Origin of the sequence: Aeromonas sp. R2-1 (genome assembly GCF_040908425.1) — a bacterium.
GTDB lineage: Bacteria > Pseudomonadota > Gammaproteobacteria > Enterobacterales > Aeromonadaceae > Aeromonas > Aeromonas caviae.
Genome location: NZ_JBFODR010000023.1, coordinates 102,123 through 128,367 on the forward strand (window position 1 = coordinate 102,123; position 26,245 = coordinate 128,367).

Annotated in this window: 28 protein-coding genes and 1 riboswitch; of the genes, 16 read left to right on the forward strand and 12 right to left on the reverse strand. The window is 62.7% G+C overall.

Features of this window, described 5'->3' with window-relative positions; genetic code table 11:
• The first annotated feature begins 7 nt into the window (after positions 1-7).
• From AB5Y80_RS06655 to thiH, 8 genes are all read left to right on the forward strand, one after another.
• A complete protein-coding gene (locus tag AB5Y80_RS06655) occupies positions 8-436 on the forward strand; it encodes a hypothetical protein (protein WP_368172697.1) in 429 nt (142 codons plus the stop codon).
• 78 nt (positions 437-514) lie between these two features.
• The gene (locus AB5Y80_RS06660; protein ID WP_368172698.1) at positions 515-1,003 is read left to right on the forward strand and encodes a hypothetical protein; all 489 of its coding nucleotides are present in this window, start codon (positions 515-517) and stop codon (positions 1,001-1,003) included.
• Positions 1,004-1,065: 62 nt separating this feature from the next.
• Positions 1,066-1,179: riboswitch (TPP riboswitch) on the forward strand.
• Positions 1,180-1,436: 257 nt separating this feature from the next.
• Positions 1,437-3,428 carry a phosphomethylpyrimidine synthase ThiC gene (thiC, locus tag AB5Y80_RS06665; protein WP_368172699.1) on the forward strand — a complete coding sequence of 664 codons (1,992 nt, stop codon included), beginning with the start codon at positions 1,437-1,439 and terminating at the stop codon, positions 3,426-3,428.
• Positions 3,425-5,032: a thiamine phosphate synthase gene (gene thiE / locus AB5Y80_RS06670; protein WP_368172700.1), complete on the forward strand. Its 1,608-nt coding sequence runs from the start codon at positions 3,425-3,427 to the stop codon at positions 5,030-5,032. The genes thiC and thiE overlap by 4 nt, the downstream gene beginning before the upstream one ends.
• On the forward strand, positions 5,022-5,801 hold the full coding sequence (locus AB5Y80_RS06675) for a HesA/MoeB/ThiF family protein (protein WP_160838142.1): 780 nt from the start codon (positions 5,022-5,024) through the stop codon (positions 5,799-5,801). The genes thiE and AB5Y80_RS06675 overlap by 11 nt, the downstream gene beginning before the upstream one ends.
• A 2-nt stretch (positions 5,802-5,803) precedes the next feature.
• Positions 5,804-6,004 (forward strand): sulfur carrier protein ThiS, encoded by a 201-nt coding sequence (thiS, locus tag AB5Y80_RS06680; protein WP_039040452.1) that lies wholly within the window; start codon positions 5,804-5,806, stop codon positions 6,002-6,004.
• An 85-nt stretch (positions 6,005-6,089) separates the two neighbouring features.
• Entirely contained in the window at positions 6,090-6,857 is a 768-nt protein-coding gene (locus AB5Y80_RS06685) for a thiazole synthase (RefSeq protein WP_368172701.1), read from the forward strand.
• A complete protein-coding gene (gene thiH / locus AB5Y80_RS06690; RefSeq protein WP_368172702.1) occupies positions 6,854-8,125 on the forward strand; it encodes a 2-iminoacetate synthase ThiH in 1,272 nt (423 codons plus the stop codon). Before AB5Y80_RS06685 ends, thiH begins: the two co-directional genes overlap by 4 nt.
• 693 nt (positions 8,126-8,818) lie before the next feature.
• Here thiH and AB5Y80_RS06695 read toward each other — a convergent pair.
• The 6 genes from AB5Y80_RS06695 to AB5Y80_RS06720 all read right to left on the reverse strand — a co-directional run bounded on the left by AB5Y80_RS06695 (position 8,819) and on the right by AB5Y80_RS06720 (position 13,064).
• Positions 8,819-9,343 carry a hypothetical protein gene (locus tag AB5Y80_RS06695; protein WP_201933800.1) on the reverse strand — a complete coding sequence of 175 codons (525 nt, stop codon included), beginning with the start codon at positions 9,341-9,343 and terminating at the stop codon, positions 8,819-8,821.
• Between the two features lie 22 nt (positions 9,344-9,365).
• The gene (locus AB5Y80_RS06700) at positions 9,366-10,463 is read right to left on the reverse strand and encodes a hypothetical protein (protein WP_201933797.1); all 1,098 of its coding nucleotides are present in this window, start codon (positions 10,461-10,463) and stop codon (positions 9,366-9,368) included.
• Between the two features lie 302 nt (positions 10,464-10,765).
• Positions 10,766-11,305: a GNAT family N-acetyltransferase gene (locus AB5Y80_RS06705; RefSeq protein ID WP_368172703.1), complete on the reverse strand. Its 540-nt coding sequence runs from the start codon at positions 11,303-11,305 to the stop codon at positions 10,766-10,768.
• Positions 11,305-11,721: a GNAT family N-acetyltransferase gene (locus AB5Y80_RS06710; protein ID WP_282414477.1), complete on the reverse strand. Its 417-nt coding sequence runs from the start codon at positions 11,719-11,721 to the stop codon at positions 11,305-11,307. The genes AB5Y80_RS06705 and AB5Y80_RS06710 overlap by 1 nt, the downstream gene beginning before the upstream one ends.
• A gap of 156 nt (positions 11,722-11,877) precedes the next feature.
• The gene (locus AB5Y80_RS06715; protein WP_368172704.1) at positions 11,878-12,309 is read right to left on the reverse strand and encodes a GNAT family N-acetyltransferase; all 432 of its coding nucleotides are present in this window, start codon (positions 12,307-12,309) and stop codon (positions 11,878-11,880) included.
• Positions 12,310-12,431: 122 nt separating this feature from the next.
• Positions 12,432-13,064 carry a Vat family streptogramin A O-acetyltransferase gene (locus tag AB5Y80_RS06720; protein ID WP_368172705.1) on the reverse strand — a complete coding sequence of 211 codons (633 nt, stop codon included), beginning with the start codon at positions 13,062-13,064 and terminating at the stop codon, positions 12,432-12,434.
• 222 nt (positions 13,065-13,286) lie between these two features.
• Between AB5Y80_RS06720 and AB5Y80_RS06725 the strand changes: the two genes are divergently transcribed.
• Together AB5Y80_RS06725 and AB5Y80_RS06730 are read left to right on the forward strand one after the other, a co-directional pair.
• Positions 13,287-13,871, forward strand: coding sequence for a hypothetical protein (locus AB5Y80_RS06725; RefSeq protein WP_010672673.1), 585 nt, complete (start codon positions 13,287-13,289; stop codon positions 13,869-13,871).
• A gap of 328 nt (positions 13,872-14,199) precedes the next feature.
• On the forward strand, positions 14,200-15,090 hold the full coding sequence (locus tag AB5Y80_RS06730; RefSeq protein WP_182955665.1) for a sensor domain-containing diguanylate cyclase: 891 nt from the start codon (positions 14,200-14,202) through the stop codon (positions 15,088-15,090).
• Positions 15,091-15,153: 63 nt separating this feature from the next.
• Here AB5Y80_RS06730 and AB5Y80_RS06735 read toward each other — a convergent pair whose 3' ends face one another.
• Entirely contained in the window at positions 15,154-15,792 is a 639-nt protein-coding gene (locus AB5Y80_RS06735; protein WP_010672675.1) for an exopolysaccharide biosynthesis protein, read from the reverse strand.
• A gap of 200 nt (positions 15,793-15,992) precedes the next feature.
• Here AB5Y80_RS06735 and AB5Y80_RS06740 point away from each other — a divergent pair, with 200 nt between their 5' ends.
• Complete coding sequence (locus AB5Y80_RS06740) at positions 15,993-16,607, forward strand: outer membrane beta-barrel protein (RefSeq protein WP_368172706.1); 615 nt, start codon at positions 15,993-15,995, stop codon at positions 16,605-16,607.
• A gap of 45 nt (positions 16,608-16,652) precedes the next feature.
• Positions 16,653-17,183, forward strand: coding sequence for a GNAT family N-acetyltransferase (locus AB5Y80_RS06745; protein ID WP_368172707.1), 531 nt, complete (start codon positions 16,653-16,655; stop codon positions 17,181-17,183).
• Here the strand turns inward: AB5Y80_RS06745 and AB5Y80_RS06750 are convergent.
• Positions 17,164-17,469, reverse strand: coding sequence for a monooxygenase (locus AB5Y80_RS06750; protein ID WP_039040460.1), 306 nt, complete (start codon positions 17,467-17,469; stop codon positions 17,164-17,166). The two genes, AB5Y80_RS06745 and AB5Y80_RS06750, sit on opposite strands and share 20 nt — an antisense overlap.
• A 121-nt stretch (positions 17,470-17,590) precedes the next feature.
• On the opposite strand from AB5Y80_RS06750, the gene AB5Y80_RS06755 reads away from it, so the two are divergent.
• Positions 17,591-17,947 carry a helix-turn-helix domain-containing protein gene (locus tag AB5Y80_RS06755; protein ID WP_052814440.1) on the forward strand — a complete coding sequence of 119 codons (357 nt, stop codon included), beginning with the start codon at positions 17,591-17,593 and terminating at the stop codon, positions 17,945-17,947.
• Here the strand turns inward: AB5Y80_RS06755 and AB5Y80_RS06760 are convergent.
• From AB5Y80_RS06760 to AB5Y80_RS06770, 3 genes are all read right to left on the reverse strand, one after another.
• A complete protein-coding gene (locus tag AB5Y80_RS06760; protein WP_368172708.1) occupies positions 17,919-18,956 on the reverse strand; it encodes an acyltransferase in 1,038 nt (345 codons plus the stop codon). The genes AB5Y80_RS06755 and AB5Y80_RS06760 overlap by 29 nt on opposite strands.
• Positions 18,957-19,132: 176 nt before the next feature.
• Positions 19,133-19,753 carry a PepSY-associated TM helix domain-containing protein gene (locus AB5Y80_RS06765; protein ID WP_368172709.1) on the reverse strand — a complete coding sequence of 207 codons (621 nt, stop codon included), beginning with the start codon at positions 19,751-19,753 and terminating at the stop codon, positions 19,133-19,135.
• A 65-nt stretch (positions 19,754-19,818) separates the two neighbouring features.
• On the reverse strand, positions 19,819-21,861 hold the full coding sequence (locus AB5Y80_RS06770) for a TonB-dependent siderophore receptor (RefSeq protein WP_323904941.1): 2,043 nt from the start codon (positions 21,859-21,861) through the stop codon (positions 19,819-19,821).
• Between the two features lie 272 nt (positions 21,862-22,133).
• Here AB5Y80_RS06770 and AB5Y80_RS06775 point away from each other — a divergent pair, with 272 nt between their 5' ends.
• Positions 22,134-22,616, forward strand: a complete 483-nt coding sequence (locus AB5Y80_RS06775; RefSeq protein ID WP_041212247.1) for a GNAT family N-acetyltransferase — start codon at positions 22,134-22,136, stop codon at positions 22,614-22,616.
• 469 nt (positions 22,617-23,085) lie between these two features.
• A complete protein-coding gene (locus AB5Y80_RS06780; protein ID WP_368172710.1) occupies positions 23,086-23,823 on the forward strand; it encodes a class I SAM-dependent methyltransferase in 738 nt (245 codons plus the stop codon).
• Between the two features lie 59 nt (positions 23,824-23,882).
• Here AB5Y80_RS06780 and AB5Y80_RS06785 read toward each other — a convergent pair whose 3' ends face one another.
• On the reverse strand, positions 23,883-24,941 hold the full coding sequence (locus AB5Y80_RS06785) for a porin (protein WP_368172711.1): 1,059 nt from the start codon (positions 24,939-24,941) through the stop codon (positions 23,883-23,885).
• A 218-nt stretch (positions 24,942-25,159) separates the two neighbouring features.
• Between AB5Y80_RS06785 and glpX the strand changes: the two genes are divergently transcribed.
• Positions 25,160-26,170, forward strand: coding sequence for a class II fructose-bisphosphatase (gene glpX, locus AB5Y80_RS06790; RefSeq protein ID WP_182976121.1), 1,011 nt, complete (start codon positions 25,160-25,162; stop codon positions 26,168-26,170).
• The last annotated feature ends 75 nt before the right edge of the window (positions 26,171-26,245 follow it).

A 26,245-nucleotide genomic window follows, 5' to 3' on the forward strand; every position in this document is an offset into this window, starting at 1 on the left:
ATCCCCGATGAAGAAGTCTCTCCGCGCCTTCTGGTTATTGATTCTATTGCCTTTTGGTCTGGTGCAGGCGGCCGAGTTCAAGCTCACGGGCCGCACCACCTGGCAGCTTGGCCAGTTGATGGTCAACGGCATTCCCTTCGTGATCGATGAGCGCACCCGCTTCAAGGATGGTTTGGATGAGGACGATCTCGGTGGGACCTGGGTCGATCTGGAAGGGGTCGTGCAGGAGACGGCGGCAGGGGAGCGGCGGCTCATTCGCGAGGTGGAGGCGCTGGAGGAGGAGGACGAGATGGAGCTGGAAGGGCCGGTGGAAGGGGGACGGATCTGGGGTTATGTCACCTCGGATGGGAGCCTCTCCCCGTTTGAGGGACGCTGGCTGGAGCTGGAGTGCAAGTTTGACGGCATGCGCCTGAGCCAGTGCCGGGAGGATGACTGACTGGTCAGGGCGGACCGGGAAAAATTGCCCGTCCGGGGCCATAGTTAAACCTCACCCCGTGACCCCGGACCGTCTGCCATGACCCGAACCGCACTCTGCCTGCTGCTGTTGCCCTTCTGCACCCTTGCCGACGACGCCGAGCTCTGGCTGGTGGAGCTGGAGCACAACGACGGGGTGCGCCTGCAATTCCAGGGGGCTGAGCTGGAGCTCGGCAGTGCCGAACTGCACGGCGTGGCGCAGCCGGACGGGCTCGTGCCCGGCATGCACCTCGCGATCCAGAGCCGCTACGGCGTCGCCGAGACGATCCGGGTGCTCGACGGGGCGCCGGATCCGGCGCTCGGGGCCAGCTGGCGGCGGGCGGAGGATCGACTGCTCACCCACAATCAGCAGGCATTGCTGCTACAGGATCTCGGCATGCTGGTGTTTGATGCTGACACTCGCTGGATCAACGGCAGCGCCGCCGATCTGCAACCGGGTCGCCGCCTGGTGCTGAGCCGGGATGAAGAGGGCCGCCTCACCGACATCCTCATTCCCGACCCCGAGGATCCCCTCGACGCCGAAGAGTGAGACCTCTCTCCCTTTCCCCTTGTTAATGGCTTGTACTTTAAATTTCCCCACTTATACTGGCGCACATCTTGTCGGAGTGCTGACCGTCGAACGACGCTAAGCTGAGACCGTTAATTCGGGATCCGTGGAACCTGATCAGGTTAAGACCTGCGAAGGGAAACAAGGGTAACTTGCGGGTTACCGCGCCGGGGAAGGCACACCTTCCCGCCAGCTGGAGGCAGACCGCCTCTGGCTGGCACAGGCGCACAGGGGGAGGTTGTCCCGCCGGGCCGTCAGGCCTGCGGATCTGCCACACAGGGCAGAGGGACGGCAGAGCAGGGAAGATCCATGCCCGACTCACTCCCCCGAGCACACCCCGCCGCAAGTTCATCTTCTCCTCGAACTCCAGACAAGCAAACACCCATAACTTCAACCAGTTAATGTGAGTTTTGCTATGTCTACCAATGTTTCTGATACCACCAAATCCAGTCGCCGCGAGCAGCGCTCCAGCGCCCAGACCTTTATCGACAACCTCAAGGGGATGGCGCACCCTAACTCCCGCCGCATCTTTATCCAGGGTTCTCGCCCTGACATCCGGGTGCCCCTGCGGGAGATCCAGTTGGCCGACACCTTCGTCGGCGGCACCAAGGACGCTCCCCAGTTCGAGCCCAACGAGCCGGTGCCGGTTTACGATACCTCGGGCCCCTATGGGGAAGAGGCCGCCCCCATCGACGTGCGCCGCGGTCTGCCGCGCCTGCGGGAAGCCTGGGTGCTGGAGCGCGATGACACCGACGCGCTGGACGGGCTCAGCTCCACCTTCACTCAGGAGCGCCTGGCGGACGAGGGGCTGGATCACCTGCGCTTCGAACATCTGCCGAGCGCCCGTCGTGCCAAGCCGGGCCGCCGGGTCACCCAGCTGCACTATGCCCGCCAAGGCATCGTCACCCCCGAGATGGAATTTATCGCCCTGCGCGAGAACATGGGCCGCGAGCGGGTGCGCTCAGAACTCTTGCGCACCCAGCACCCGGGTCAGGGCTTTGGCGCCAGACTGCCCCAGAACATCACCCCCGAGTTCGTGCGCGATGAAGTGGCCGCCGGCCGCGCCATCATCCCCAGCAACATCAACCACCCGGAAGCCGAGCCCATGATTATCGGCCGCAACTTCCTGGTGAAGATCAACGCCAACATCGGCAACTCGGCGGTCACTTCCAGCATCGAAGAGGAAGTGGAGAAGCTGGTATGGTCCACCCGCTGGGGCGCCGACACCGTGATGGATCTCTCCACCGGCCGCTACATCCACGAGACCCGCGAGTGGATCCTGCGCAACAGCCCGGTGCCCATCGGTACCGTGCCCATCTATCAGGCGCTGGAGAAGACCAACGGCATCGCCGAAGACCTCACCTGGGAGCTGTTCCGCGACACCCTGCTGGAGCAGGCCGAGCAGGGGGTGGACTACTTCACCATCCACGCAGGCGTCTTGCTGCGCTTCGTGCCGATGACCGCCAAGCGCCTCACCGGCATCGTTTCGCGCGGTGGCAGCATCATGGCCAAGTGGTGCCTGTCGCACCACAAGGAGAACTTCCTCTACGAACACTTCCGCGAGATCTGCGAGATCTGCGCCGCCTACGACGTCAGTCTGTCGCTGGGGGACGGTCTGCGTCCGGGCTCCGTCTATGACGCCAACGACGAGGCCCAGTTCGCCGAGCTGCGCACCCTGGGCGAGCTCACCAAAATTGCCTGGGAATACGACGTGCAGGTGATGATCGAGGGCCCCGGCCACGTGCCCATGCACATGATCGAGCGCAACATGACCGAGCAGCTGGAGCACTGCCACGAGGCGCCCTTCTATACCCTGGGCCCGCTCACCACCGACATTGCCCCGGGGTACGATCACTTCACCTCCGGCATCGGCGCCGCGCTCATCGGCTGGTACGGCTGCGCCATGCTCTGCTACGTGACCCCCAAGGAACACCTGGGCCTGCCCAACAAGGAGGATGTGAAGCAGGGGCTGATTACCTACAAGATCGCCGCCCACGCCGCCGATCTGGCCAAGGGTCACCCGGGCGCCCAGATCCGCGACAACGCCATGTCCAAGGCGCGCTTCGAGTTCCGCTGGGAGGATCAATTCAACCTGGCCCTGGATCCCGACACCGCCCGCGCCTACCACGACGAGACCCTGCCTCAGGAGTCCGGCAAGGTGGCCCACTTCTGCTCCATGTGCGGGCCCAAGTTCTGCTCCATGAAGATCACCCAGGACGTGCGCGACTATGCCGCCAAACTGGAAGCCGTAGAGATAAAGCTGGTCGGCATGGACGGTCAGCAGGAGCGGGTGGTGGCCGAGGTGGAGAGCGGCATGGCCCGCATGGCTGAAACCTTCAAGGAGACCGGCGGCGAGATCTACCATCAGGCGGCGACCCTGAAGCAGGCCGCAGGGGAGGAGGCGTGAGCAGCGAGCGCGGGGCTGTCAGCCCCGCCGACCTGTCGCCTGTGACGCAGGCCCGCCCCGTGGTCTGGACCATCGCCGGGTCCGACTCCGGCGGCGGGGCCGGCATTCAGGCCGACTTGCACACGATGCATGACCTCGGCGTACACGGCTGCTCCGTCATCTCCGCCATCACGGCCCAGAACTCGGTGGCGGTGAAGATGGTCGACCCCGTGCTGATGCAGACCTTCGCCGCCCAGATCGATGCCCTGGGGCTGGATCTGCCACCCGCCGCCATCAAGATAGGCCTGCTGCCGACCCGGCTGCACGTAGAGGTGCTGGCCCGTCGCCTGTCGACCGTCGAGGCTCCCTTCGTGGTCTACGACCCGGTGGCCATCGCCAGCACCGGCACCCCCATGGCGGAGCCCGGCATGCTGGTGGCGGTGCGCGAGCACCTGCTGCCACGTCTGTCGCTCATCACCCCCAACGGTCCCGAGCTGGAAGCCCTGACCGGCCTGCCCGCCACCAGTCCCGAGCTGGTGCGCCTCGCCGCCCGGCGGCTGCGCGAACTCGGCGCTCGCGCCGTGCTGGTCAAGGGGGGCCACCTTGAATGGGGCGGGGATTTCTGCCTCGACTACTACCAGGATGAGACCCGCGAATTCTGGTTGGCGGCGCCGCGCCTCGATACCCGCCACGGTCACGGCACCGGTTGCGCTTACGCCAGCGCCATCGCCGCCGTGGTGGCGCAGGACTATCCGGTGGAGGACGCCATCACCCTGGCGCGGGCCTACCTGCAACAGGGCTTGGCGGCGGCGCAAGGGGTGGGGGCAGGCCCGGGGCCCATCGCCCATCTCGGCTGGCCTGCCGATCTTGCCCACTTCCCCCGTGCCGTGCTGGCGGGCTCACCGCTCGATCGCCGCTTTGGATTGTATGAAGCGAGCAGCGCCCGTCTGCCGCAGGGCCCCTTTGCGCCGACCGAACACAACCTCGGCCTCTATCCGGTGGTGGACTCGGTCAAGTGGCTCAAGCGTCTGCTGGGGGCCGGGGTCAAGACCATCCAGCTGCGGATCAAGAATCTGCCCGCCACAGAGGTGGCGCCGGCCATTCGTGATGCGGTTGAGCTTGGTCGCCGTCATGGGGCGCGGCTCTTTATCAACGACTACTGGCAGCAGGCCATCGAGGCGGGCGCCTGGGGCGTGCATCTGGGGCAGGAGGATATGGAGACCGCCGATCTCGCCGCCATTCAGGCGGCGGGGCTGCGCCTTGGCATCTCCACCCACGGCTACTTCGAGCTGATGCGGGCCCGCGAGCTGGCCCCCTCCTATATCGCGCTGGGCCATATCTTCCCGACCAACACCAAGGCGATGCCTTCGCGCCCCCAGGGGCTGGCGCGGCTGCACCACTACCGCGCCCTGATGGCGCAGTGGCCCACGGTGGCCATCGGTGGCATCAGCGAGGAGCGGGTGGCGGCGGTCAAGGCAAGCGGGGTCGGCAGCATTGCGCTGGTCTCGGCCATCACGGCGAGCGATGACTGGCAGGGCGCGACCGAGCGGCTGCTCGCTGCCGTGGGGGCGGGGGATGAACCGCGCTCGGCCTGCGTGATACGGGAGGCAGAACATGCGCTCTGATGCCGCTTCTCTTAGTGACAAAGAGTATCTGCGATACGGCCGCCAGCTGATGCTGGCGGAAATTGGGGAAGCCGGTCAGGCGCGGCTCAAGGATAAGTCCGTGCTGATCGTCGGTCTCGGCGGGCTCGGCTCGCCGCTCGCCCTCTATCTGGCCGGGGCCGGGGTGGGCACTTTGTGGCTGGCCGATGGCGATACGGTGGACTCCAGCAATCTGCCGCGCCAGATCCTGTTCGATAGCGAGGCGGTCAACCACTCCAAGGCGGAGCTGGCCCGCGAGCGCTTGGCCGCCCACAACCCGCTGGTGGAGCTGATTGCCATCAATCAGCGACTCGATGCCGCCAGCCTGCCGGAGTTTGTGACCGAGGTGGATCTGGTGATCGACTGCTGCGACAACCTCGCCACCCGCCAGGCCATCAACGCCGCCTGCGTGGCCCAGGGCAAGCCCTGGGTCTGTGCCGCCGCAGTGGGCTGGCAGGGGCAGCTGATGGTGCGCACCAGCAGCGATCACGCCTGCTACGCCTGCCTCTATCCGTTGGATACCAAGGTGAGTCAGAGCTGCGAGACCAGCGGTGTCACCGGCCCGCTGGTCGGGGTGATGGGCTCTTTGCAGGCGCTGGAGGCACTGAAACTGCTGCTCGGGATGCCGAGCCCGGTGGCGGGCACATTGCGCCGCTTCGATGCGTTGACCCATCAGTGGCAGACCCTCACGCTGGCTCCCGACCCCGATTGCCCGGTTTGCGGCAGCACCCACCCGGCTCAGGAGAATTAACCATGAAGATCCGATTGAACGATATCGAGCTGACGCTGCCCACCGGCCAGCGCCTGACTGAGCTGCTGGCGGTGCAGGAGATTCCCCCTCAGGGGGTAGCGGTGGCCCTTAACGGCGCCGTGCTGCCCCGTGGCCGCTGGGCCGAGACCCGTCTCAATGACGGGGATGAACTCCACCTCTTCACCGCCATCGCGGGAGGCTGATCCATGATGCTCGCAGTCCCATCTTCGAGCGCCCTGCCTTGCGGCGGGGCCTCATCTCTTCTTATCGCAGTGGCCGGAGGCTGACATGCTGACAATTGCCGATCACACCTTCTCATCGCGCCTCTTCACCGGCACCGGCAAGTTTGCCCGCCCGGAACTGATGGCCGCCGCCATCGAGGCAAGCGGCTCCCAGCTGGTGACCATGGCCATCAAGCGGCTCGAACCGGGCAAGGCCCACGACGATATCCTCACGCCCCTTCGGCAACTCGGGGTCAAGCTGCTGCCCAACACCTCGGGGGCCAAGACCGCCGCCGAGGCGGTATTTGCCGCCCACCTCGCCCGCGAGGCGCTGGGCACGAACTGGCTCAAGCTCGAGATCCACCCCGATCCCCGCTACCTGCTGCCAGATCCCATCGAGACGCTGAAAGCCGCCGAGCAGCTGGTTAAAGAGGGCTTTGTGGTGCTGCCTTACTGCGGCGCCGACCCCGTGCTCTGCAAGCGGCTGGAAGAGGTGGGCTGCGCCGCCGTGATGCCGCTGGGCGCTCCCATCGGTTCCAATCAGGGGCTGGTGACCCGGGAGTTTCTCTCCATCATCGTCGAGCAGGCCAATGTGCCCGTGGTGGTGGATGCGGGCATCGGTGCACCGAGCCACGCCGCCGCCGCCTTTGAGCTCGGCGCCGATGCCGTGCTGGTCAACACCGCCATCGCGGTGAGCGGCGACCCGATTGCCATGGGCCGCGCCTTTGCACTGGCCTGCACCGCCGGTCGCAGCGCCTATGAGGCAGGTCTCGGCGCGCGCGCCCTGCAGGCGCAAGCCTCCAGCCCGCTCACCGATTTTCTGGGGGCGTTATGAGTCAGCATGCCAATGACCCCACCCCGACCCTCCCCTTGCCAGGGGAGGGAGTGTCGACTTCGCCCTCTTGTGAAGTAGGAGATCGGGGGGGCGGATTAACACCTCCCCCTTGTGAAGGGGGAGGCCGGGAGGGGGTTGAGAGAAAGTCGGAGAGTTTTCTCGATAGATGGCAGGAGCTGGAGTGGGACGATATCGGCATGCAGATCCGCGCCAAGACCGCCTCCGATGTAGAGCGGGCGCTGACTACCTCCCGCCGCACCCTGGCCGACTTTATGGCGCTGATCTCCCCAGCCGCCGAAGCGTACCTGCCGCAGATGGCGGCCGAGGCCGAGCGGCTGACTCGCCAGCGCTTTGGCAACACCATCGGCTTCTATGTGCCCCTCTATCTGTCGAACCTCTGTGCCAACGACTGCACCTACTGCGGCTTCTCCATGAGCAACCGCCTCAAGCGAAAGACTTTGAATAGCGAGGAGATTGAGCGCGAGTGTCTGGCCATCAAGGCGCGCGGTTTTGACAGCGTGCTGCTGGTGACCGGCGAGCACGAGCACAAGGTGGGGCTCGCCTATTTTCGGCAGGTGTTGCCCATCATCCGCCGTCACTTCAGCACGGTGGGGATGGAGGTGCAGCCCCTCTCGCAAGCCGAGTACGCCGAGCTGAAAACCCTCGGCCTCGATTCGGTCATGGTCTATCAGGAGACCTACCACGCCCCCACCTATGCCCGCCATCACCTGCGCGGCAACAAGCAGGACATCGCATGGCGGCTCGCCACGCCGGATCGGCTCGGCCGCGCCGGTATCGACAAGATAGGGCTGGGGGCGCTCATCGGCCTCTCCTCGGACTGGCGTGCCGACAGCTACTTCGTCGCCGAGCACCTCGCCTGGCTTGAGCGCCACCACTGGCAGAGCCGCTACTCGCTCTCCTTCCCGCGCCTGCGCCCCTGCACCGGTGGGCTGGAGCCTGCCGTGGTCATGTCGGATCGCCAGCTGGCCCAGCTTATCTGCGCCTGGCGTCTCTTCTCGCCCACGCTGGAGTTGTCCCTCTCCACCCGAGAGTCAGCCACGTTTCGCAACGGCGCGGTGCGCCTTGGCATCACCCAGATGTCGGCCGAGTCGCGCACCCAGCCGGGTGGCTATGCCGAGGGGGATAAAGAGGAGCTGGAGCAGTTCGCCATCCACGACGACCGCCCGGTGGGGGAAGTGGCCGCCGCCGTGCGGCAGGCAGGGTTGCAGCCGGTGTTCAAGGATTGGGAGCCGTTTTTGGGCCGATAGGGGCGGCCAGGCCCCCTTTGCCGGCGGCGCCCGGTATAACGATTGGGCACCGTTCGGTCACACACCTGCTGGTGGCGACTCTTTGGCTCCCTCCCCTGCGAAGGGGAGGGCTGGGGAGGGGTCTTGATGCGGCTCTATGCCGCACCGTCGTAGGGTCGATTAGCCGTCAGGCGTAATCGTCCGTTCCGAGGCATGGTGTTGGCGGCAGGAGCCGTTGTTTGGTGGCACGGCTTCGCCGTGCAGGACGCGAGGCCGCTGGCCTCGAAGGGGTTTCGCCCGCCCTTCGGGCTTGGGCGAGTAACTTTTCTTTGCGTGGCCAAAGAAAAGTCACCAAAAGAAAGGCCACCCCCGCCAACCCGACCGCTACGCGGTTTCCCTCGGGTCAGGTGCAAGGTCGGACGGACCGCCGCAGACGGCACATCCCTGTGCCGACTGCGTCTGCGCCATCATCCCTGATGGCGCTCCTGACCTTGCCCCTTCCCCTCGGCGGATTGGAGGGGGAACCAAAACCGTGCCCACCATAACCTAAGGGGAATCGTAGGGTGCAATAATCAGAGCGCATTACACCGTTTTTTTTGAATATAGAGGTGCAATTCACTTCGTTCCTTGCTGCCTACTAAGTTTGGTACGCTAAATAAGCAGTGTTTGTCTTTCGCATTTCGATGAACAAAAAACTCGTATCTTGAGGATTATTCATTCATTTTGCTCCCCATCAAGTTTTCTGGATAGATTCTTCTTTGCCTTTAGGTTTCTCAGGTCCAATATGAAATTGACGCTTGATGCTATGACAATATATATGCAAAAAAGTTGAGCATATGTAAGAGCAAGAAGGCTCCATATGCCTACGCCAGTAAAAGCCTCTTGGTTAGATGTGAATGCCGCAGTTTTTACAATGAAAGGTTTTGCTGCAACACCAATAACAAGAAATGATAATGTTGTCGCCGATAATATGACGACACCAACTAATAATTTTACCCTTTCGATATCTGCCTCTGAATAGAGAGCTGTAACCTTAGATGGTTGAACAATTCTCAATACTGCATTTGGATAGATATATGCTATCCAGATCCCCATAATGGTGAAAATCATTGCTGATGTATTCTGTAGGATTGCTATCAGGGCCTCTACATCCTTGAAAGTAATATCAGACATAAAGTGGTGGCTTACATAAGTCATTAAAGCAAGAACCAATACGTGCCAAGCAATCATTTTTTTCATGTTGGAGGTGCCTATTGTCACTCTAGCTTACCGCAATTTCTTCTTGCTCATCTCTAGCAAACGGAGCAAGCAATCCATCACGAGTTAACTCAAGAGCTGTGAATATTCGGCTTGCGGTATAATGACCAGTCGAGTCTATGCCACTAGCAATAGTGTCATTAACTGTAAGAACACTCTTAACAACAAAACTATTTAGCCAGCAGATACCGCCAACACCTTCTTTTCTAAATCCGATATTTCGCCAACCTTCCATCCCGCCAGCATACTCTTCGCCATATTGGTCTAAAATACGCCTAAGCTCATCTGCCGTCGGTTTGGCTTCAATATTAACCTCAACCTTGCGAGTGTCTTTTGTTACTTCACTAGAGATAAATGGAAGGCCACCAAATAACCTAGTCCAGTCAGGTTGATTTTCCACTCGGGCAGCGATAACTTCACGTTTAACAAAGTGGGTAATATCTCTAGCTATCGCATTTAAGTCTGCCCGTGTTGTTAACTTCGTATATTGTTTCGAGTATATTCTAAACCACAGATTGCCTGATTCATCTTCGCTTGTGGCAGGAAATGAAACGCAGGTGTATGTCCCTTGCTTCCCTTCTTTCACCTCGCGGTTTTTTTCTCTGATATTTGCGTGCAAACAGATGAAGTCTTTAAAGAACTTGTTCATCATATTTGTGTCAGCGATAGAGTTTGGGAATCTAATTGATGCGAATAGATTTTTTGAGGGGATAAACCAATAGTAGGAAGCTTCACCCCAAATCACACGCGCACCATCAGCTGCATCATTGGCATCGTAAAGTGTGTCATCATCAAGCCGAGCATCAGCTCTGATTCCGTAGACTCCATCACCACTCCCCACCGCACGCCACAAGATGATGATGTACTCTCCCGTCGCTTCATCTTTCTCAATCGACTTCAGGTACACTTTTTTACAATGAGAATAGCCAGGGGTTTCATCATCCCACAATAGAGTATCTTCAAGAGATATCCTGTCTTGAAACCACTCGTGGAGAGATGAGAGCATAACCTCCATCGCGAGCGGTTCATGATAGTTATCATTTCCGTGGCGATAAAAACCTAAGTGCGTGTATTTGAAGAAAGTGACTACGCCAACGCTCATTTCCGCCTCTCCATGGACTCAGCTTCGTCTATTAAACCACATACAAAAGGAAGGGGGGAGTGCCTGGTTGTTAATGTGTGATGGTTTGTCAGGTCGTTTCAAGCAGAAAATTCTTCTCTTAGAGTTGGATATCTTTAGTTCGATACCATTTTTTCTTGGCTCTTGTGATCTGTGCAAGCTATTAGGGAGAATGGGTGCTCGAGAATTAGTGATGGATGTCTAAGACATTCACTTTTTGGCGGACCGGTTTGTTCAGAAGTGAAGTTACTCAGTTCTTCAAATAAGCCGACAGAATGCTCCTGCTACAGGCACCAGTCCGCGGGGACAAGGGCGTAGATATGTGCATCCATCGGCTGCCTATGAAGAAAGATGCGATTTCTGGCCGTGGCACCAGCAGCAATGGCAACCGCTTCGCTGCCGGTGTTGCCAATTCCCATCACGATCTCCAGCCGAAATTGTCCCAACTGCCGAAAGCCAAAGTCACGGAGCAGGGCGACCGCCTGTCGGGCGATGCCACAGCCTTGGCGGGATTGCCGTACCCAATAGCCGATATTGCCGTAGCGATGATGGGGCGACTGCTGGTTGATACCTGCGCCACCCAAGAGCTGGCCGGTGGTGGCGCAGAAAATGCCCATATCAAAGGCGCGTCCCGCCGCGCGATCCTGCTCGCAGCTGGCAAACCACTCCAGCGCGCTCTCCCGAGTAAATGAACGGGAGCACCAGCTCATCCAGCAGCCGACCGTCTCGAGCGATTCGTGGGCCGCGCGGACAAACTCGTCGGCATCGCCAGATTCGAGCGGGCGGATCACGAGTTGAGCGTTGGCAAGGCGCTGGAATAGCATCACTTATCCTGCTTTTTCAGAAAGTAACTGATATGCCCCGGCGGCATATCGGGCAGCTGGCCAAAGACTTCGTAACCCTGCTTCTGATAGAAGGGGAGGGCCTGAAAGCTGGTGGTTTCCAGATGGTAGTTGGTGATGCCCTTGCTTTGGGCGTACTGCTCCATGGCACCGAGCAGGCGGCCGCCCCAGCCGTCGCGGCGGATGCTTTCGTCGATCCAGAGCCAGTCGACGTGCAGCCATCCCCACTTGATGTCGGCGATGATGCCGCCGTGAACCTTGCCCTCTTCATCCTTGATAAAGCTGGCGATCCGCTCGCGCAGATGGGTGCCGGCGTGATCCTTGTTGTAGCCCGAGAGACCAATGCGCAGCGCTTCGATCTCATCGTCCTGAGGCGGTTGGGGTGGGGTGAGTTGCATGGTGCTTCCTGTTTGATGATGGCTGGGGGATGGCTTCCTGCACGGCTATCTGTCCGCGGCTGTTCAGTGTCACCTGCGGGCTGACCTGTTCCACCGGGCAGACAAGAAGGTGGATATCCCAACATGACAGTCCCGGGTATGGAGGTGAGTGATTTTTCAGGACTTTTCGGCGGCAATCCGCTTAAGCCCCATACCAAGACTGGCTGGCGCCGTGAGCGAGAACCCGAATTGTTGATAGAGTCGGTAAGCCTCCCCATCTGCCAGCAAGCTGACATAGCCTGACTCCGGTACCTCGCGGTCGATATAGTCGGCGATCTCCGCCATGATCTTTTTGCCTACCCCTTGACCCTGATATTCAGGCAGCACAGCAATATCAACCACTTGATAAAATGTCCCGCCATCTCCGATGATGCGGCCCATGCCGATGGCGGTCTGGCCGCAAAACACCTGGACGGCAAACAGCGTATTGGGCAGACCACGCTCTGCTGCTTCAAGCGTCTTTGGGCTGAGCCCGGCTGCGGTTCGAAGATAGCGATAGGTTTCGACGGGCGGTGTTGAGTGGACGACAGTGAAAGCGGGTATGGTCATGTTGATAACTCCAGTGGGACCTGATTGTTTTAAATTCCTTGTAACGCACTGATCTGGTGATGGCTCCGTGCTCTCTAGGGCTGTTTGGGGAGGTTCTCCCGATGCCTTCAGGTGGGCAGCCATCACCCCGCCCTCTCCAACTCGTCCATTTCCCCGCCGCCGATCAAGTTCAAATTCCGGCTGATCCGCTCCACCGGCCAGTCCCACCAGGCGAGGGCGCCCAAACGGGCGATGGTGTCGTCGTCAAAGCGATAGCGGATCACCTTGGCGGGGTTGCCGCCGACCACGGCGTAGTCGGGCACATCGCCGGTGACCACGGAGCGGGCGGCGATGATGGCGCCATTGCCGACTTTGACTCCCGGCATAAGCAGGGCCTCATAGCCTATCCAGACATCGTTGCCGATGACGGTATCTCCCTTGTAGGGGAGGCTGCCAGGGGCTGGGGCGGCGCTCTCCCAGCCGTTGCCGAAGATAAAGAAGGGGTAGGTGGAGAAGCCGGAGGTCTGGTGGTTGGCACCGTTCATGATGAACTTCACCCCGCGGGCGATGGCGCAGAACTTGCCGATGATGAGCTTGTCGCCGATGAAGGGGAAGTGGTAGAGGACGTTGCGCTCGAAGCCCGCCGCATCCTCCGGGTCGTCGTAATAGGTGTAGTCACCCACCTCGATATTGGGTCCCTTGATGGTGTTCTTGATAAAGCACACCTGGGGGAAGCCGTTCATGGGGTGGGGGTTGGCGGGATCGGGTCCGTGCATGGGGGCTCCTCTGGGGTCTGGGCTCTGGCTACCCTAACGGAATCGGGTGGAGCCTTGCCACCCTTTTGTGCCCTCCGCTTCGCCAGTCTCTGTCGCCCCCTGCCCATGTGCGCATCGACCCGGGGCGGGTTTGTCTCTAGCATGGAGGGGCGGCGGAGTCTGGCTCCGTCAAAATGGATGATGGACGAAGTGCGCCTTGCACACTTCTGGCGGAGAGAAAAGATGAAGCTGCGTTCCTTGTTGATGGTGGGTGCCCTGCTGCTGGGCGGATGTGCGGTCAATCCCTATGGGGGGACGCCTGCGCCGGTCGGCGAGCCGGACAAGCCGGTGACCAAACCAGAGAAACCCGTGGCCGAGCCTGACAAGGCCGAGCCGGTGCCTGCTCCCAAACCCGTGGCACCGACGGGGCTGGCGGTCGCCCTGGCCGATGACTTCCTGAAGGCCGCCGATGTGCAGGCGCTGGCGGGCAGCAGCCCGGTACTGCTGCTGATGGCGCCCCAGAACGGTACAGGTGAGCCCTTCAGCACCCAGCCCCTGGCGGTGGCCATGATCCAGCGCATTCAGGCCAATAGCGGTTTTCGTTTCGCAGATCCGGGCCAGGTGGCGGCCATCACGGGTCAGCTCGAATACCAGCAGGGGGGCATGAACCCCGCCTCCCTGGTGCGTCTGGGTCGCCAGACCGGGGCGGGTTACATGCTCTACGGGGATCTCCTCTCCGAGGGGGGTCGCTACCGGCTCGCCATGAGCCTGATGGATCTCAAGAGCGGCGAACTGCTCTGGAATGCCAGCCGATCCGCTGCCCGCTGATGCCGGTTTGCCGGATCCCTCTTGACCGGGATCCGGCCTTGCCCCCCTTGTCCGGAGGCGGGAATGCCCCTGTGGCGCCTCTGTCGCCACAGGGGTTGGCATGTCGCACTGCCTGAGGGCAACAAAACCTTCCTGACTGTCTGACAATTCTGGCTCTGACAGCATCCCCGATTGCTACCACCCCCTTTGCCGGAGGCTTGTCCGGTGGGCACGTCACCGACCGCATCCTTCCCGCCCGGCAGGCAGCTTTCTGCCCCTGTGCGATACTCCATGAGTCTTGTATAACAGGGATACAGGGACCCACTCCCACGGATAGTAAGGAGTTCGGATGGCGCTCTCAGTGGCACAACTCTACGAAGTGATGGCCCAGTTGCCGGATCCCGTTTTCATCCTCAGCGAAGATGGCTACTACATCGAGTACATCGGCGGGATGGAGCAGCAGTCCTACCAGAACGGCAACCCGCTGATCGGCAGACAACTGCTGGACGTGCTGCCCGAGGACAAGGCGCAGTGGGTGATGGTGCAGGTGGCTCAGGCCCTCGCCAGCGGCCAGGTGCAGGTGGTGGAGTATGACCTCTCTCCCGCCGAGGTGGACGGCATCGACGCCGACGCCGGGCCCCAGGGAATGCAGCGTTTCGAGGGCAAGATAGCGCCCTTGCCCTCTTTATATGAGGGGAAGCGGGCGGTGGCCTGGATGACCCGCAGCATCACCCGCCAGCACGAGCTGCAACAGCGGCTCAAGCGGCTCGGGGAGACGGATCAGCTCACCGGCCTCTACAACCGCCACTTCTTCTTCGACCAGTATCACCACAGGGTGCAGGGGCAGCATCTCACCGGCCTCATCATGCTGGATCTCGATCACTTCAAGCAGATCAACGATCGCTTCGGCCACCAGACCGGAGACAAGGTCTTGTGCCGGGTCTGCGAGTGCGTCTCCGCCCAGTTGCGGGGGGAGGATCTCTTCGTGCGCAGCGGTGGCGAGGAGTTTCTGATCCTGCTGCCGCAGATAGACGAGGGGATATTGCTGAAGGTGGCGGAGCGGATCCGCGCCGCAGTGGCGGCCATGGCGCCGGATCCCGCCCCCGTGACCGTGAGCCTGGGCACCACCCTGATCCGGCCGGGAGAGGATCTTGGCACCGTGCTGGCCCGGGCGGACGAGTGGCTCTATCGGGCCAAGCGGGGCGGGCGCAACCGGGTTGCCCACGATGGGGCACCCTGAGGGGCGCAGTGAACAGGCAAGAGGGCGACCCGGGGTCGCCCTCTTTCATTTGGCCAGGCCAGATCAGCCGAACAGGGTCGAGATATTCTGCCCCGCCATCAGCAGGCCGATGGCCAGGGCGCTGAACCAGACCAGGGTAGCAGCGACCAGGGCATAGCCAAGGGCGACGAAGAGCCCGTCCCGCTGCAACATGCCGATGGCCAGCAGCAGGATGGCCCAGGCGGGCATGGCGTTGGTGAAGGGAATGGCGCCCAGCGGCAGCATCAGCAGCAGGGCGGCCAGCATGATGAGCAGGCCGTTGCAGCGGTTGATGGTCACGCTGCCGGTCAGGATGAGCAGGCGCGGGCGGATGAAGCGGTCGATGCGGGCCAGCAGATCCGCCCCCTTGTGCAGGGTCGGCTTGAGGTGCTCGGCGGCGAAGCGGCGCTCCATCAGGAAGGCGGGCAGCCAGGGCACCCGGTTGAGGGTGATGCCGATGCCGATGAAGAGGATCAGCAGGCCAAAGGGGGTGCTGACGCCGGGAATGGAAACCGGCAGCAGGAAGGGAACCGTGAGCAGCACGCAAAACAGCAGCATGCCCTGCTCGCCCACCAGGGCCAGCATCTGGCGCAAGCTGATGTGGCTCTCCTCGATGGCGTGGGCGGTGGCCCTCAGGGTATCGGAGAGCGTGCTTTGGGGGTCGTTGAGTTGCGCGGCAACCATTCCTGAGATCCTCGTCTGTTGATGCCACCGCTGTGGCGCCGCCAGCTTACGGGGACGAGGTTAATCCCGGATGAATAACCCCGGGGAGCACAGATATTTCCATCGGGAGCGGGGCAATGGGGCTGGTACAGCCCCCGTCCAGTGTGGGAGACGGGCGCTCTGATATGCTTTGCGCAGGTCTTTCACCAAAGGATGAGCACATGAGAGGAGCGATGGGGATGGTGCCGGGGCTGCTGCTGCCCCTGGCGGGCTGGGCAGCCGAGCCCCCGGCGACGGGCTGGCAGCTGACTCCCTTTGCGGGATACAGCTCGGCCATCGACTTTCGGGCCATGGACGAGCCGGCCCCCACGCCGCACGGGAGCGGCATCGACACCCTGCAAGGGGAGCGCTCCGGCAGCTGGGGGCTCTTCATCAGCAGGGAGGTGGATGACCCCGGCATGGTGGAGCTGCTCTACAGCCACCAGTCGACCCGGGTGTCCCCCGAACTACCCGACAGGCTGACGGTGGACACCCTGCAGTTTGCCGGGGCCCTGACTCTCTCGGACAACCTGTTGGCCCCCTATATCGGCGCCGGGATCGGGGTCACCCGCTTCGATGCCTACGACAGCGAGACGGCCCCTTCCATGTCCCTGGCCCTCGGGGTGCAGCCGCGCCTGACCGAACATCTGGCCGTGCGGGCCGAGGTGCGCGGTTATGGTGCCCTGGTCAACGACGACAGCCAGTTTCTCTGCAACCCCGAGATCTGCGCCTTTCGGGTGCGAGGGGAGCTGATCACCCAGTGGCAGGCCAATATCGGCTTGACCCTGAGGTTCTGAGCCTCATGATGGGACTCCTTTGACCAGACAAGGCGATACGACTCCGTGCCATCCCTGCCCCGTGAACTGCCCGTACTGCTGACCCCAAGGGGGCGACTGCGCCCCTTCGATGGGCGGGATGCTGCCGATCTCTTCGCCATCTACGGGGATCCCCTGGTGATGCGCTTCGTCGGGGAGCCGCCGTTTCCCTCCCTTGCCACCGTGTCGCAGATGCTGGCTAGCGTCGAGCAGTTGCTGGCTGGCGGCGAGTCGCTGGAGTGGGGGCTGGTGTTACGCGGCAGCGGCCGCTTGGTGGGCACCTGCGGCTTGCACAGCTTTGCGGCCGGCGCCAGCCTGCGCCAGGCGGAGGTGGGCTGCATGCTGGCCCGCAGCCACTGGGGACAAGGTCTGATGGGGGAGGCGCTGAGCGCCCTGATCGCCTATGCCCGCCAGCTTGGCATCATCACCCTGCTTGCGGATATCGAACCGGACAATCTGCCCAGCCAGCGGCTATTTGAGCGGCTGGGCTTCATCTGGCAGCAGGATACCAGCTACCGGTTACTGCTGGGCGAGGAGATCACACCAGACCGCGCGTGACGCGGCTGAGGGGCTCGTTGACGTCGAACACCTTGTACTGCACCGCGCTGGCGCCCATGGCGAGCACCCGCTGCTCGTGCATGGTGGCGTAGGCGAGGGCGCTCCCCTCATCCTCGAACAGATAGATGCCGCCCGCCTCGCCGGTGCGCGGGTTCTCGGTCCAGATCTTGGAGATGAAGCCCGGCTCCCGGGTGATGGAGTCGGCCAGCGGCATGGCCGCAGCAGTGAGGGCCGGTCCCATCATCTCGGCGGGGAAGTTGAAATGGATCTGCAGCAGGCTGGGCATGATAAACCTCTCGTGGGCGTTGATTGACGGAATCCGCATCATAGGAAGCCGGTATCTTGGCTGCAAGAAGGCACATTTTCGTGGCATAGTTACCGCAAAGTAACCACTCACGAGCCATACCGTGCCCTCACTGCCCTGTCCCGCCTATCAGGTATTAAGCCTGCTGACCGGCAAATGGAAGCCGGCCATTCTGTTTCATCTGCGCGAACAGACCCGGCGCTTTGGCGACCTGCGCCGCTGCCTGCCCGAGGTGAGCCAGAAGGTGCTCACCGCCCAGCTCAAGGAGCTGGAGAGCGACGGTGTCATCATTCGCACCCTCTACCCCGACGTACCGCCCAGGGTGGAGTACAGCCTGAGCCCGCTTGGCGTCGCCCTGATCCCCCTGCTTCAGCAGATGCACGATTTTGCGCTGAACCACGTTGATCTGCTGGCTGGTCAGGGTCCTGTTTCTAGCGAGCCCGCAGCAACCAGCGGCTGAGGGCGGTGGCCGCCAGCAGTCGGTAGCCGAGCAGAGTGAGCGCCAGCAGCGCGGGTACCTTGAGGAGTTCCCACCACACCTGTTTGCCCTGGGGGCCGAAGATCATCAGCCACACCACCAGCATCATGTGCAGACAGTAGAGGCCGAGCTCCTTGGGGGCCTGGCGCTCCAGCCAGCTGCCTTTGCCCCATGCGGGGTTGGCCAGCAGCAGGCCGAACAGCCCCAGCGCCCAGGGGAGTGAACCCAGCAGGAAATCGTGACGAGCGAGGGGGACGGCGGCAGCGCGCAGCAGCCCTGCGGCCTCCAGGGCGTAGAGCCCCATCCCCGCCGCCATCATCAGGGCGCAGCGCCTGGCGTCCGGCTGCCAGGCACGCAGGCGCAGCTCGGCGCCGAGCGCCACGAACAGCAGGGAGAAGAAGGGGCCGTTGCGGGTCAGCAGGGCCCACTCGCCCCCCGGCAGCAGCGGGCCATAGGAGCCGCCTATCAGGGCCAGCCCGTAGAGCAGGGCCCCCAGCAGCAGGGCCAGCCGGGGTAGACGGGCCTGCTGGCAGAGCGCCAGGATCAGCACCGCCAGCATCAGGGCGGGCAGGAACCAGAGGTGGATCATGCCGCCCACCCACCAGACGTTGAGCGGATCCCCCAGCTGCATCTGCCACTGGCCTGCCATGGCGGGCAGGTAGCCCTCGCTCACCGCCGCGAGCGGGTTGAAGGGGATCAGCAGGTAGAGCAGGCTCCACGCCAGCCAGAGCCCCAGCAGGGGTCGGCAGTAGCGCAGTGCGACCGTCAGCGGGTGGCCCGCGGCGAGAGCAGGTTGCAGAAAGTAGCCGGCGCACAGGAAGAACAGCGGCACCGCGAAGCGGCAGAGCTGGTTGATGACGGCCCCGACCAGAGGGTAGGGCGTGCCGTCCCACAGGGCGGGGTCGAAGGGGTTGCTGAAGGGGGAGAGATGGATGGTCATCACGGCCAGGATGGCCACCACTCGCCCGCATTCGATGCTGGAGATGCGCATGATTCCTCGCGGCGTTCGGGAGCTGGGCGCACCCTATCAGCCGCAGGCGTTCCCTATCCAGCCGCCTGGTCGCCAACTGTGACCCCCATCGGCGGCCGGTTACCCTTTGTTACCCGAGGTGCGGGCAAGGTTACCGCCGCCGGGAGCAGGATCCCGTTTTGGTGTCGGTAAAAGGGCTAGAGCAGGGCCACCAGCACGGTGACCAGGGCGCCCAGCAGCAGCAGGGTGATGCCGCGACCGGCGGGGCCGTGCAGCTTGTTCCACATCAGCAGGCTGGTGAGTGCCAGCAGCAGCATGGCCAGGGCCGCCAGATCTCCCACCAGTTGCCAGGGCAGGCCGGTGCCCATGCCACGGTGCAGCCGGTTGAGGCTGGCAGCGAAGTTGGCCTGCTGCAGCTCGGTGCGCACCAGCAGAGTGCCTTCCACATAGCTGGCGGCCACGCTCTGGCTGAGGGTGACACCGCGCAGCTCCCAGCGGGCCGGCAGGGTGAGAGAGCCGGATGGTGTGGGCAGGGTCTGGGGCGGGGTGATCTGGGGTCGCCCCTCCTCGAACATGTCTGCATAACGCTGTTGCAGCAGGGCTTTCAGTTCATCCGGGCTGGCCAGCGGCGTGCTCAGTACTATCTCTTCGCTCGATTTGGCGGTGTGGGGACCGGGCAGGGGCAGCACGGCCCTGTGTTGCAGCCAGAGGCCGGTGAGGCCGTAGAGCAGCATCAGGGTGAGGGTGGCAAAGCCGGCCCAGGCGTGGATGCGGCGCACCCACTTGTTGTTGTGCAGGGGGAGTATTCTGCGTCTCATTGCTCGGTGCTTCATAAAAATCTGGCCAGCGGAAGCTGGCCAGAGGGGTCGGTAAACAGGGAGGATCAGAAGCGGTAGGCGGCGGTCAGGTGCAGCTGACGGGGCGTGCCCGGCATGATCTGGGCCGCGCTGGTGGCGCTGACGAAGTAGTCGTGATCGGTCAGGTTCTCCACGCTCAGCTGGGCTTCCCACTGGGGCCAGCGATAGCCGGCACGGGCGTCGAAGCGGGCGTAACCGGGCAAGGTGGTGGTGTTGGCGTTGTCGGCGAAGCGATCCCCCACCGCCGTCATCCCGGTCTCGCCGAACCAGCCCTGCTTGCCGCTCTGGTAGCCGGCGAACAGCTGGCCGTTCTGACGGGAGACGTTCATCGGTCGCTTGCCTTGCAGGTCCGCGTCTGCCTTGACCTGCTCGGCATCCTGGATGGCGACGCCGCCGCGCAGATAGATCTCGTCGGTCAGCTGGGCACGGGCGCTCAGCTCGATGCCGTCGGTGCGCTGCAGACCGGTGAGGATCACCCGGGTGGGATCCAGCGGATCCTTGCTGCGCTTGTTGTACATCTCCAGCCGGTAGAGGGAGAGGGTGGTGGCGAGGCGGCCGTTCAGCCAGTCGCTCTTCACGCCCCCTTCATAGAGCCGGGTGTGCTGGGGATCCAGGTTGTTGTTCTTGTCCCCCGGGGTGATGCCGATAAGCTCACCGCCCACCGGGGTGAAGGTCTTGCTGTAGGAGGTGTAGAAGGCATGCTCCTCGATGGGGTTCCACACCAGGCCCAGGCGCGGACTCAGGCTGGTGACCGAGAGGGTCTCTTCCTTGTCGAGGTCGTTGCGGCGGCTGGTGACGGTGAAGTCGTCGCGGCGCAGGCCTGCCAGCAGGTGCCAGTCGCCCAGGCTGAGCTGATCCTGCACATAGAGGCCGACACCGCGCACCCTGTGATGGGCGTCGCTGGAGAGTTTCATGGCGCCGTCGTAGGTGGGCAGGGAGCCCGGATCATAGAGGTTGCCTGCCGGGATCGGGTTGGCGTTCTGGTAGAGCTTGGGGGTGCGATCCTGCCAGCCCTGCTCCAGACCCACCAGCAGACGATGGGCGATGGGGCCGGTTTGCAGCTGGCCTTCCGCCTCGGTGTTGCTGGTGAGGCTGCTGGCCTTGAGATCCTGCTGCCAGCGGGCGCGGGTCACCTTGTCACCCTTGACGCTGGTGACATAGGTATTGTCGAACTGGCTGTCGAGGGTGGTGTAGCCGAGCTGCTGGCGCAGTTGCCACTGATCGTTGATGTCCCAGGTGAAGCGGGAGCGGGTGGACTGGGCCACATCGTCGATGAAGTCGCGGCGTGTGTCGCTGTAGACGCTCTCGATGGGGACATCCGCCGGGCGACCATCGACGCCGGGAATGCCGCGATCCGGGGTGCGATCGTGCTCGTTGCGCTCGTATTGCACCAGCCAGTTCAGGGTGTCGGTGATCTCCCAGTTGACGGAGGGAGCCAGCAGGGTGCGCTTGCTGGTCACGTCGTCGCGAAAGCTGTCTTTGTCTTCCTGGGCCAGGTTCAGGCGCACCTGTACCCGCTCTCCTGCCTCGCCGTTGAGATCGGCGGCGAAGCGTCGGCTGTCGAAGCTGCCGACCTGGGCGCTGACGCTGGAGGCCTGCCCCTTCTGGGGAACCTTGCTGACCCGGTTGACGATGCCGCCCGTGCTGCCACGGCCGTAGAGCACGGCGGCGGGGCCCTTGAGCACTTCGACCCGTTCGATGTTGCCAAGGTCGCGGGTGTATTGCATGTCGTCGCGCAGGCCGTCGAGGTAGAAGTCGTTGCTGGCGCTGAAACCGCGGATGGTGACGCCGTCAAAACGGGTGTCGCCGCTGGCGTTGACGCCAGGGATGCCGGTCAGGGCTTCACTCAGGGTGGGCTGGCCGAAGGCGGTCAGCTCGCTTGCCTTGACGCTCTCGATGCTCTGGGGCACCAGCTTGGCCGGGGTGGCGGTACGGGTCGCGGTGGCGACCTCTTCATGTTGGCTGCGTTTGCCGACCACGGTCAGGGTTTCGTCTTCGGCACGGGGGCTGGTGCAAACCGCCAGCAAGGCGACGCCCAGCAAGGCGCGCGGGGAGTTGGAATGGTTCATCTGGGTGTGACTCTTTGTCGACCAATCGGCCTGAACTTGTTGATTTATTTGTAATTATTGATTTCTCTCATCGCGAGAAGTTGCTAATGATATTGATTTTCATTTGCCTTGCAAGGAGAAGATGCAAGAAAAAGAGATCATTGGCGGGCAGGCACTGAGGGGGCTGGAACCTCGGGGAAAAGGCCGGGGGAACCTTGGTTCGGTTCGGAGGGGACGCTACCATGGTAGCCTCGCGCCTTGGCGCACCATCCGGCACACACAGGGAGAGAAACATGGTCGAGATCATCAGGGCGGATCTGCACAACCCTCGCCACGGCGAGGCGCTGATCGCGATGCTGGACGAATACGCCAGGGATGAGATGGGGGGCGGCAGTGCACTGGCGGACGAGGTGAAGGCGAATCTGGCCGAAGCCCTGGCCGCGCGACCCGGTGCCCATGTGCTGCTGGCTTGGGTCGATGGGGAGCCCGCTGGCGTTGCCACCTGCTTCGAGGGTTTTTCGACCTTCGCCTGTCAGCCGCTGCTCAATATCCACGACGTGGCGGTGCACCCTGCCCATCGCGGCCAGGGCATCGGCAAGCAGCTGTTGGCGGAGGCGGAGCGGCTCGCCCGGGAGCTCGGTTGCTGCAAGCTGACCCTGGAGGTGCTGGAGGGGAACAAGGTGGCCCAGGCTGCCTATCGTGCCAGCGGCTTTGCGGGTTATGAGCTCGATCCCGAGGTGGGCCGGGCCATGTTCTGGCAGAAGAAGCTGGGGTGAGAGAGTCGGCAACATGATCTGCCGGGCTTGCCTCTGAGACTCCTGTCCCCTAGAGTGGCACCAGATTTTTCAATGTGTTGATGGAACCGGCCCGGCCGGGTGAGTGACATGACCCTTTATGCTTCGGATCAGCGAGTGACCCGAATGAACTCCGTACAGATGCGCACGATGAAGCATTGTCCGGAGCCGGTGGAGGCCCAGACCTCCCATCCATTCATCGTGCAGTGACGACCGGATCTCGCTACCTCGCGGGAGCCGTGACCTTGCCGCACGACTGAACCAAGGCCATAGACGTTGCCTCGTCTATGGCCTTTTTTGTTGCCCCGCAGCCAGGCTGCGGGTGCGAGACAGAGCAGAGGCCCGCCCGGGTCTCTGCTTTTTTTATGGTCTGTCATGACCGACGGGTATGCTTGGCAAGGGCCGGGTCGTTGGCCAGAGAGGCTGACCATCTTCAAGAGGAAACAGTGCAATGTCACAAAATATCTATGACGAACCAGGGTTTTTTGAGGGCTATGCCCAACTGCCACGCTCCCTTCACGGGCTGGCGGGGGCGCCGGAGTGGCCGGCGCTGCAAGCCATGCTGCCGGAGCTTGCCGGCAAGCGGGTGCTGGATCTGGGCTGCGGCTATGGCTGGTTCTGCCGGGCAGCCAGAGATCTCGGGGCTGCCGATGTGGTCGGTATCGATCTCTCCGCGAAGATGCTGGCCCGTGCCGCCGAGCTGACCCAGGATGAGGCCATCCGCTATCGGCAGGGGGATCTGGACGGTCTTGCGCTGTCCGATGAGCCTTTCGATCTCATCTACAGTTCCTTGGCGCTGCACTACCTGCCCGAGGTGGTGCCGCTGTTTGCGGAGATCCACCGTGCGCTGGTGGCTGGCGGCAGCCTGGTGTTCTCGGTGGAGCACCCCATCTTCACCTGCCCGCAGCCGCAAGGCTGGCTGGTGGATGCAGAGGGACGCCGCTCCTGGCCCGTCAACGGCTACCAGGCCGAGGGCAAGCGGGTCAGCAACTGGCTGGCGGAGGGGGTAGTCAAGTATCACCGCACCCTGGGCACCTACCTCAATGCCCTTGTCGCCGCCGGGTTCCAGATCCGCCGCGTGGAGGAGTGGGGGCCGACGGCGGCGCAGATTGCGGCCAACCCGGCCCTGGCGGAGGAGGCGGAGCGCCCCATGCTGTTGCTGGTGTCGGCGTACAAACCCCTGGCCTGACGCAATAAAAAACGGCGCGCAGAGTGCTCTGCGCGCCGTGTCGTCAGGTGGTTGCCGACTTAGAAGTCGTAGCGGGCCGCCAGCTGGAAGTCATCCTTGGTGTTGAGCTTGCCGCTGTCATGGCTGTCGAGGTTGTTGATGCGGTACTCGCCGATGACGCGCAGGTTCTTGTTGAACTTGTACTGGGCACCCAGGGTGTAGTAGTCGATGGAGTCGTAGTCAGACATGCCAGCCTGCTCCACCTTCTGCTTGTTCCACAGGGCCATCAGGCCGAAGCCGCTCTCGAAGTTGTAACCCAGTGCCCCTTCCCAGCCGGTGTGATCCTTGCCGGTGGCCAGGAAGTCGCTGCCGTCGGCATAGCTCAGGGCGGCGTAGAGGGCCTTGTTGTCGTACTTGGCGGAGAGCAGCCACAGCTTGGCATCCTCTTCACCGCTCTTGTCGCGGATGCCCACGTTGTAGGCGGTCCCCAGGGAGAGGTTGAACGGGAAGGTGTAGGCCACGGCGGCACCGTAGGCGGCATCGCTGTCCTTGCTGGAGGTCTCTTCGGTGTCACCGCCATCGAACTTGTAGCTGGTATCTACCTGGAAACCGTTGAACAGGCCGGAGTACTTCAGCACGGAGCCGGCGCGGTTGGTGGCGAAGGTGTCGGTCTTGGCGCCCAGTGCCTCGTTGCCGTAACCATCGGAGAGGGAGACATCAGTCCAGTCCGCCAGGAAGCCAGGAGCCCCCTTCTGGCGACCGAAGGTGACGGTTCCCCAGTTGGCGCCGACACCGGCGAACGCCAGACGGGTACGCAGGTTGTCGGAGTTCTCGCTGACGGTCTTCTCGCTGTCGTTGATGTACATCTGCAGTTCGTACTGGGCCAGCGCCTTGAGACCCGGGTTGATCTCGCTCTCTACCTTGGCGCCCAGACGGACAAACTGGTTGGCCCCCTGCTTGTCGCTGTATTCGTTTTTGATGTCACCGTTGGCGTCCAGCTCTTTCTTCTCGCCGAAGAACTGGCCGGCGTAGATGCGGCCGTAGAGGTCGAGCAGGGTGCTCTCGTTTTTGTACACTTCAACGGCTTGAGCCTGGAAGGCGGCGGTAAGAGCCAATGCTACTACTGTCAGCTTTTTCATCATGATCCCTTGTGTTGCAAGCTTTTGTTTTAAAAGACGGGGCCATGCTAGAAGTGACAGATGACAGTCGGGTGACCGTGCAATGAACAAACCGTGTCGGTTCCATGTCAGCGGGATGAAAACCGGGATTTATGTGGCTGGTCGCCACTTTTACGCGCAAAGGTTTGCCCTTGTGGTAGAATGCCGCCCGTTTTCGAGCTCCTAAGGTTGGATATGCGATGAGACGTGAACTGGCAATCGAATTTTCCCGAGTGACGGAAGCGGCTGCACTGGCTGGCTACAAGTGGCTCGGACGTGGTGACAAGAATATCGCCGATGGCGCGGCCGTGGCGGCCATGCGTCACATCCTCAATCAGATCCAGATCGATGGCGAGATTGTGATTGGCGAAGGGGAGATCGACGAAGCCCCCATGCTCTACATCGGCGAGAAGGTGGGCACGGGTCAGGGCGACGCCGTGGACATCGCGGTCGACCCCATCGAGGGGACCCGCATGACTGCCATGGGTCAGGCCAATGCTCTGGCCGTGCTGGCGGTGGGCGACAAGGGATCCTTCCTCAAGGCCCCCGACATGTACATGGAAAAGCTGATCGTGGGCCCCAAGGCGAGAGGCGCCATCGATCTCGATCAGGCCCTGGAGCTGAACCTCAAGGCCGTGGCCAAGGCGCTCGGCAAGCCCCTCTCCCGTCTGACCGTCATCACCCTGGCCAAGCCGCGTCATGACAAGGCGATCAAGGAGATGCAGGGGCTGGGAGTGCGGGTGTTCGCCATCCCCGACGGGGACGTGGCCGCCTCCATCCTCACCTGTCTGCCGGACAGCGAAGTGGACATGCTCTACGGCATCGGCGGCGCCCCGGAAGGGGTCATCTCGGCGGCAGTGATCCGCGCCCTGGACGGCGACATGCAGGCGCGTCTGGTGCCCCGTCACCAGGTCAAGGGTGACAGCCCCGAGGTTCGCGCCCTGGGTGAACAGGAGATCGCGCGCTGCGAGGAGCTGGGCATCGACGTGACCAAGGTGCTCAAGCTGGAAGATCTGGCCAAGAATGACAACGTCATCTTCTCGGCCACCGGTATCACCAAGGGTGATCTGCTGGACGGCATCACCAGCGACGGCGTCATGGCCACCACCGAGACCCTGCTGATCCGCGGTAAATCGCGCACCATCCGTCGTATCAAGTCGATCCACTTCCTGGATCGCAAGGACAGCGTGGTACGCGACATCATCCTGTGATGTGCTGACTCCCGCAGCAAAAAGCCCGGCACTGCCGGGCTTTTTGCGCTCTGCAGGGCGCCAGGGTGCCCGGGC

Coding starts and splice junctions, on each gene's coding strand:
- AB5Y80_RS06655 (WP_368172697.1), top strand. CDS start 8: ATGAAGAAGTCTCTCCGCGCCTTCTGGTTATTGATTCTATTGCCTTTT.
- AB5Y80_RS06660 (WP_368172698.1), top strand. CDS start 515: ATGACCCGAACCGCACTCTGCCTGCTGCTGTTGCCCTTCTGCACCCTT.
- thiC (WP_368172699.1), top strand. CDS start 1,437: ATGTCTACCAATGTTTCTGATACCACCAAATCCAGTCGCCGCGAGCAG.
- AB5Y80_RS06675 (WP_160838142.1), top strand. CDS start 5,022: ATGCGCTCTGATGCCGCTTCTCTTAGTGACAAAGAGTATCTGCGATAC.
- thiS (WP_039040452.1), top strand. CDS start 5,804: ATGAAGATCCGATTGAACGATATCGAGCTGACGCTGCCCACCGGCCAG.
- AB5Y80_RS06685 (WP_368172701.1), top strand. CDS start 6,090: ATGCTGACAATTGCCGATCACACCTTCTCATCGCGCCTCTTCACCGGC.
- thiH (WP_368172702.1), top strand. CDS start 6,854: ATGAGTCAGCATGCCAATGACCCCACCCCGACCCTCCCCTTGCCAGGG.
- AB5Y80_RS06695 (WP_201933800.1), bottom strand. CDS start 9,343: ATGAAAAAAATGATTGCTTGGCACGTATTGGTTCTTGCTTTAATGACT.
- AB5Y80_RS06700 (WP_201933797.1), bottom strand. CDS start 10,463: ATGAGCGTTGGCGTAGTCACTTTCTTCAAATACACGCACTTAGGTTTT.
- AB5Y80_RS06705 (WP_368172703.1), bottom strand. CDS start 11,305: ATGCTATTCCAGCGCCTTGCCAACGCTCAACTCGTGATCCGCCCGCTC.
- AB5Y80_RS06710 (WP_282414477.1), bottom strand. CDS start 11,721: ATGCAACTCACCCCACCCCAACCGCCTCAGGACGATGAGATCGAAGCG.
- AB5Y80_RS06715 (WP_368172704.1), bottom strand. CDS start 12,309: ATGACCATACCCGCTTTCACTGTCGTCCACTCAACACCGCCCGTCGAA.
- AB5Y80_RS06720 (WP_368172705.1), bottom strand. CDS start 13,064: ATGCACGGACCCGATCCCGCCAACCCCCACCCCATGAACGGCTTCCCC.
- AB5Y80_RS06725 (WP_010672673.1), top strand. CDS start 13,287: ATGAAGCTGCGTTCCTTGTTGATGGTGGGTGCCCTGCTGCTGGGCGGA.
- AB5Y80_RS06730 (WP_182955665.1), top strand. CDS start 14,200: ATGGCGCTCTCAGTGGCACAACTCTACGAAGTGATGGCCCAGTTGCCG.
- AB5Y80_RS06735 (WP_010672675.1), bottom strand. CDS start 15,792: ATGGTTGCCGCGCAACTCAACGACCCCCAAAGCACGCTCTCCGATACC.
- AB5Y80_RS06740 (WP_368172706.1), top strand. CDS start 15,993: ATGAGAGGAGCGATGGGGATGGTGCCGGGGCTGCTGCTGCCCCTGGCG.
- AB5Y80_RS06750 (WP_039040460.1), bottom strand. CDS start 17,469: ATGCCCAGCCTGCTGCAGATCCATTTCAACTTCCCCGCCGAGATGATG.
- AB5Y80_RS06760 (WP_368172708.1), bottom strand. CDS start 18,956: ATGCGCATCTCCAGCATCGAATGCGGGCGAGTGGTGGCCATCCTGGCC.
- AB5Y80_RS06765 (WP_368172709.1), bottom strand. CDS start 19,753: ATGAGACGCAGAATACTCCCCCTGCACAACAACAAGTGGGTGCGCCGC.
- AB5Y80_RS06770 (WP_323904941.1), bottom strand. CDS start 21,861: ATGAACCATTCCAACTCCCCGCGCGCCTTGCTGGGCGTCGCCTTGCTG.
- AB5Y80_RS06775 (WP_041212247.1), top strand. CDS start 22,134: ATGGTCGAGATCATCAGGGCGGATCTGCACAACCCTCGCCACGGCGAG.
- AB5Y80_RS06780 (WP_368172710.1), top strand. CDS start 23,086: ATGTCACAAAATATCTATGACGAACCAGGGTTTTTTGAGGGCTATGCC.
- AB5Y80_RS06785 (WP_368172711.1), bottom strand. CDS start 24,941: ATGAAAAAGCTGACAGTAGTAGCATTGGCTCTTACCGCCGCCTTCCAG.
- glpX (WP_182976121.1), top strand. CDS start 25,160: ATGAGACGTGAACTGGCAATCGAATTTTCCCGAGTGACGGAAGCGGCT.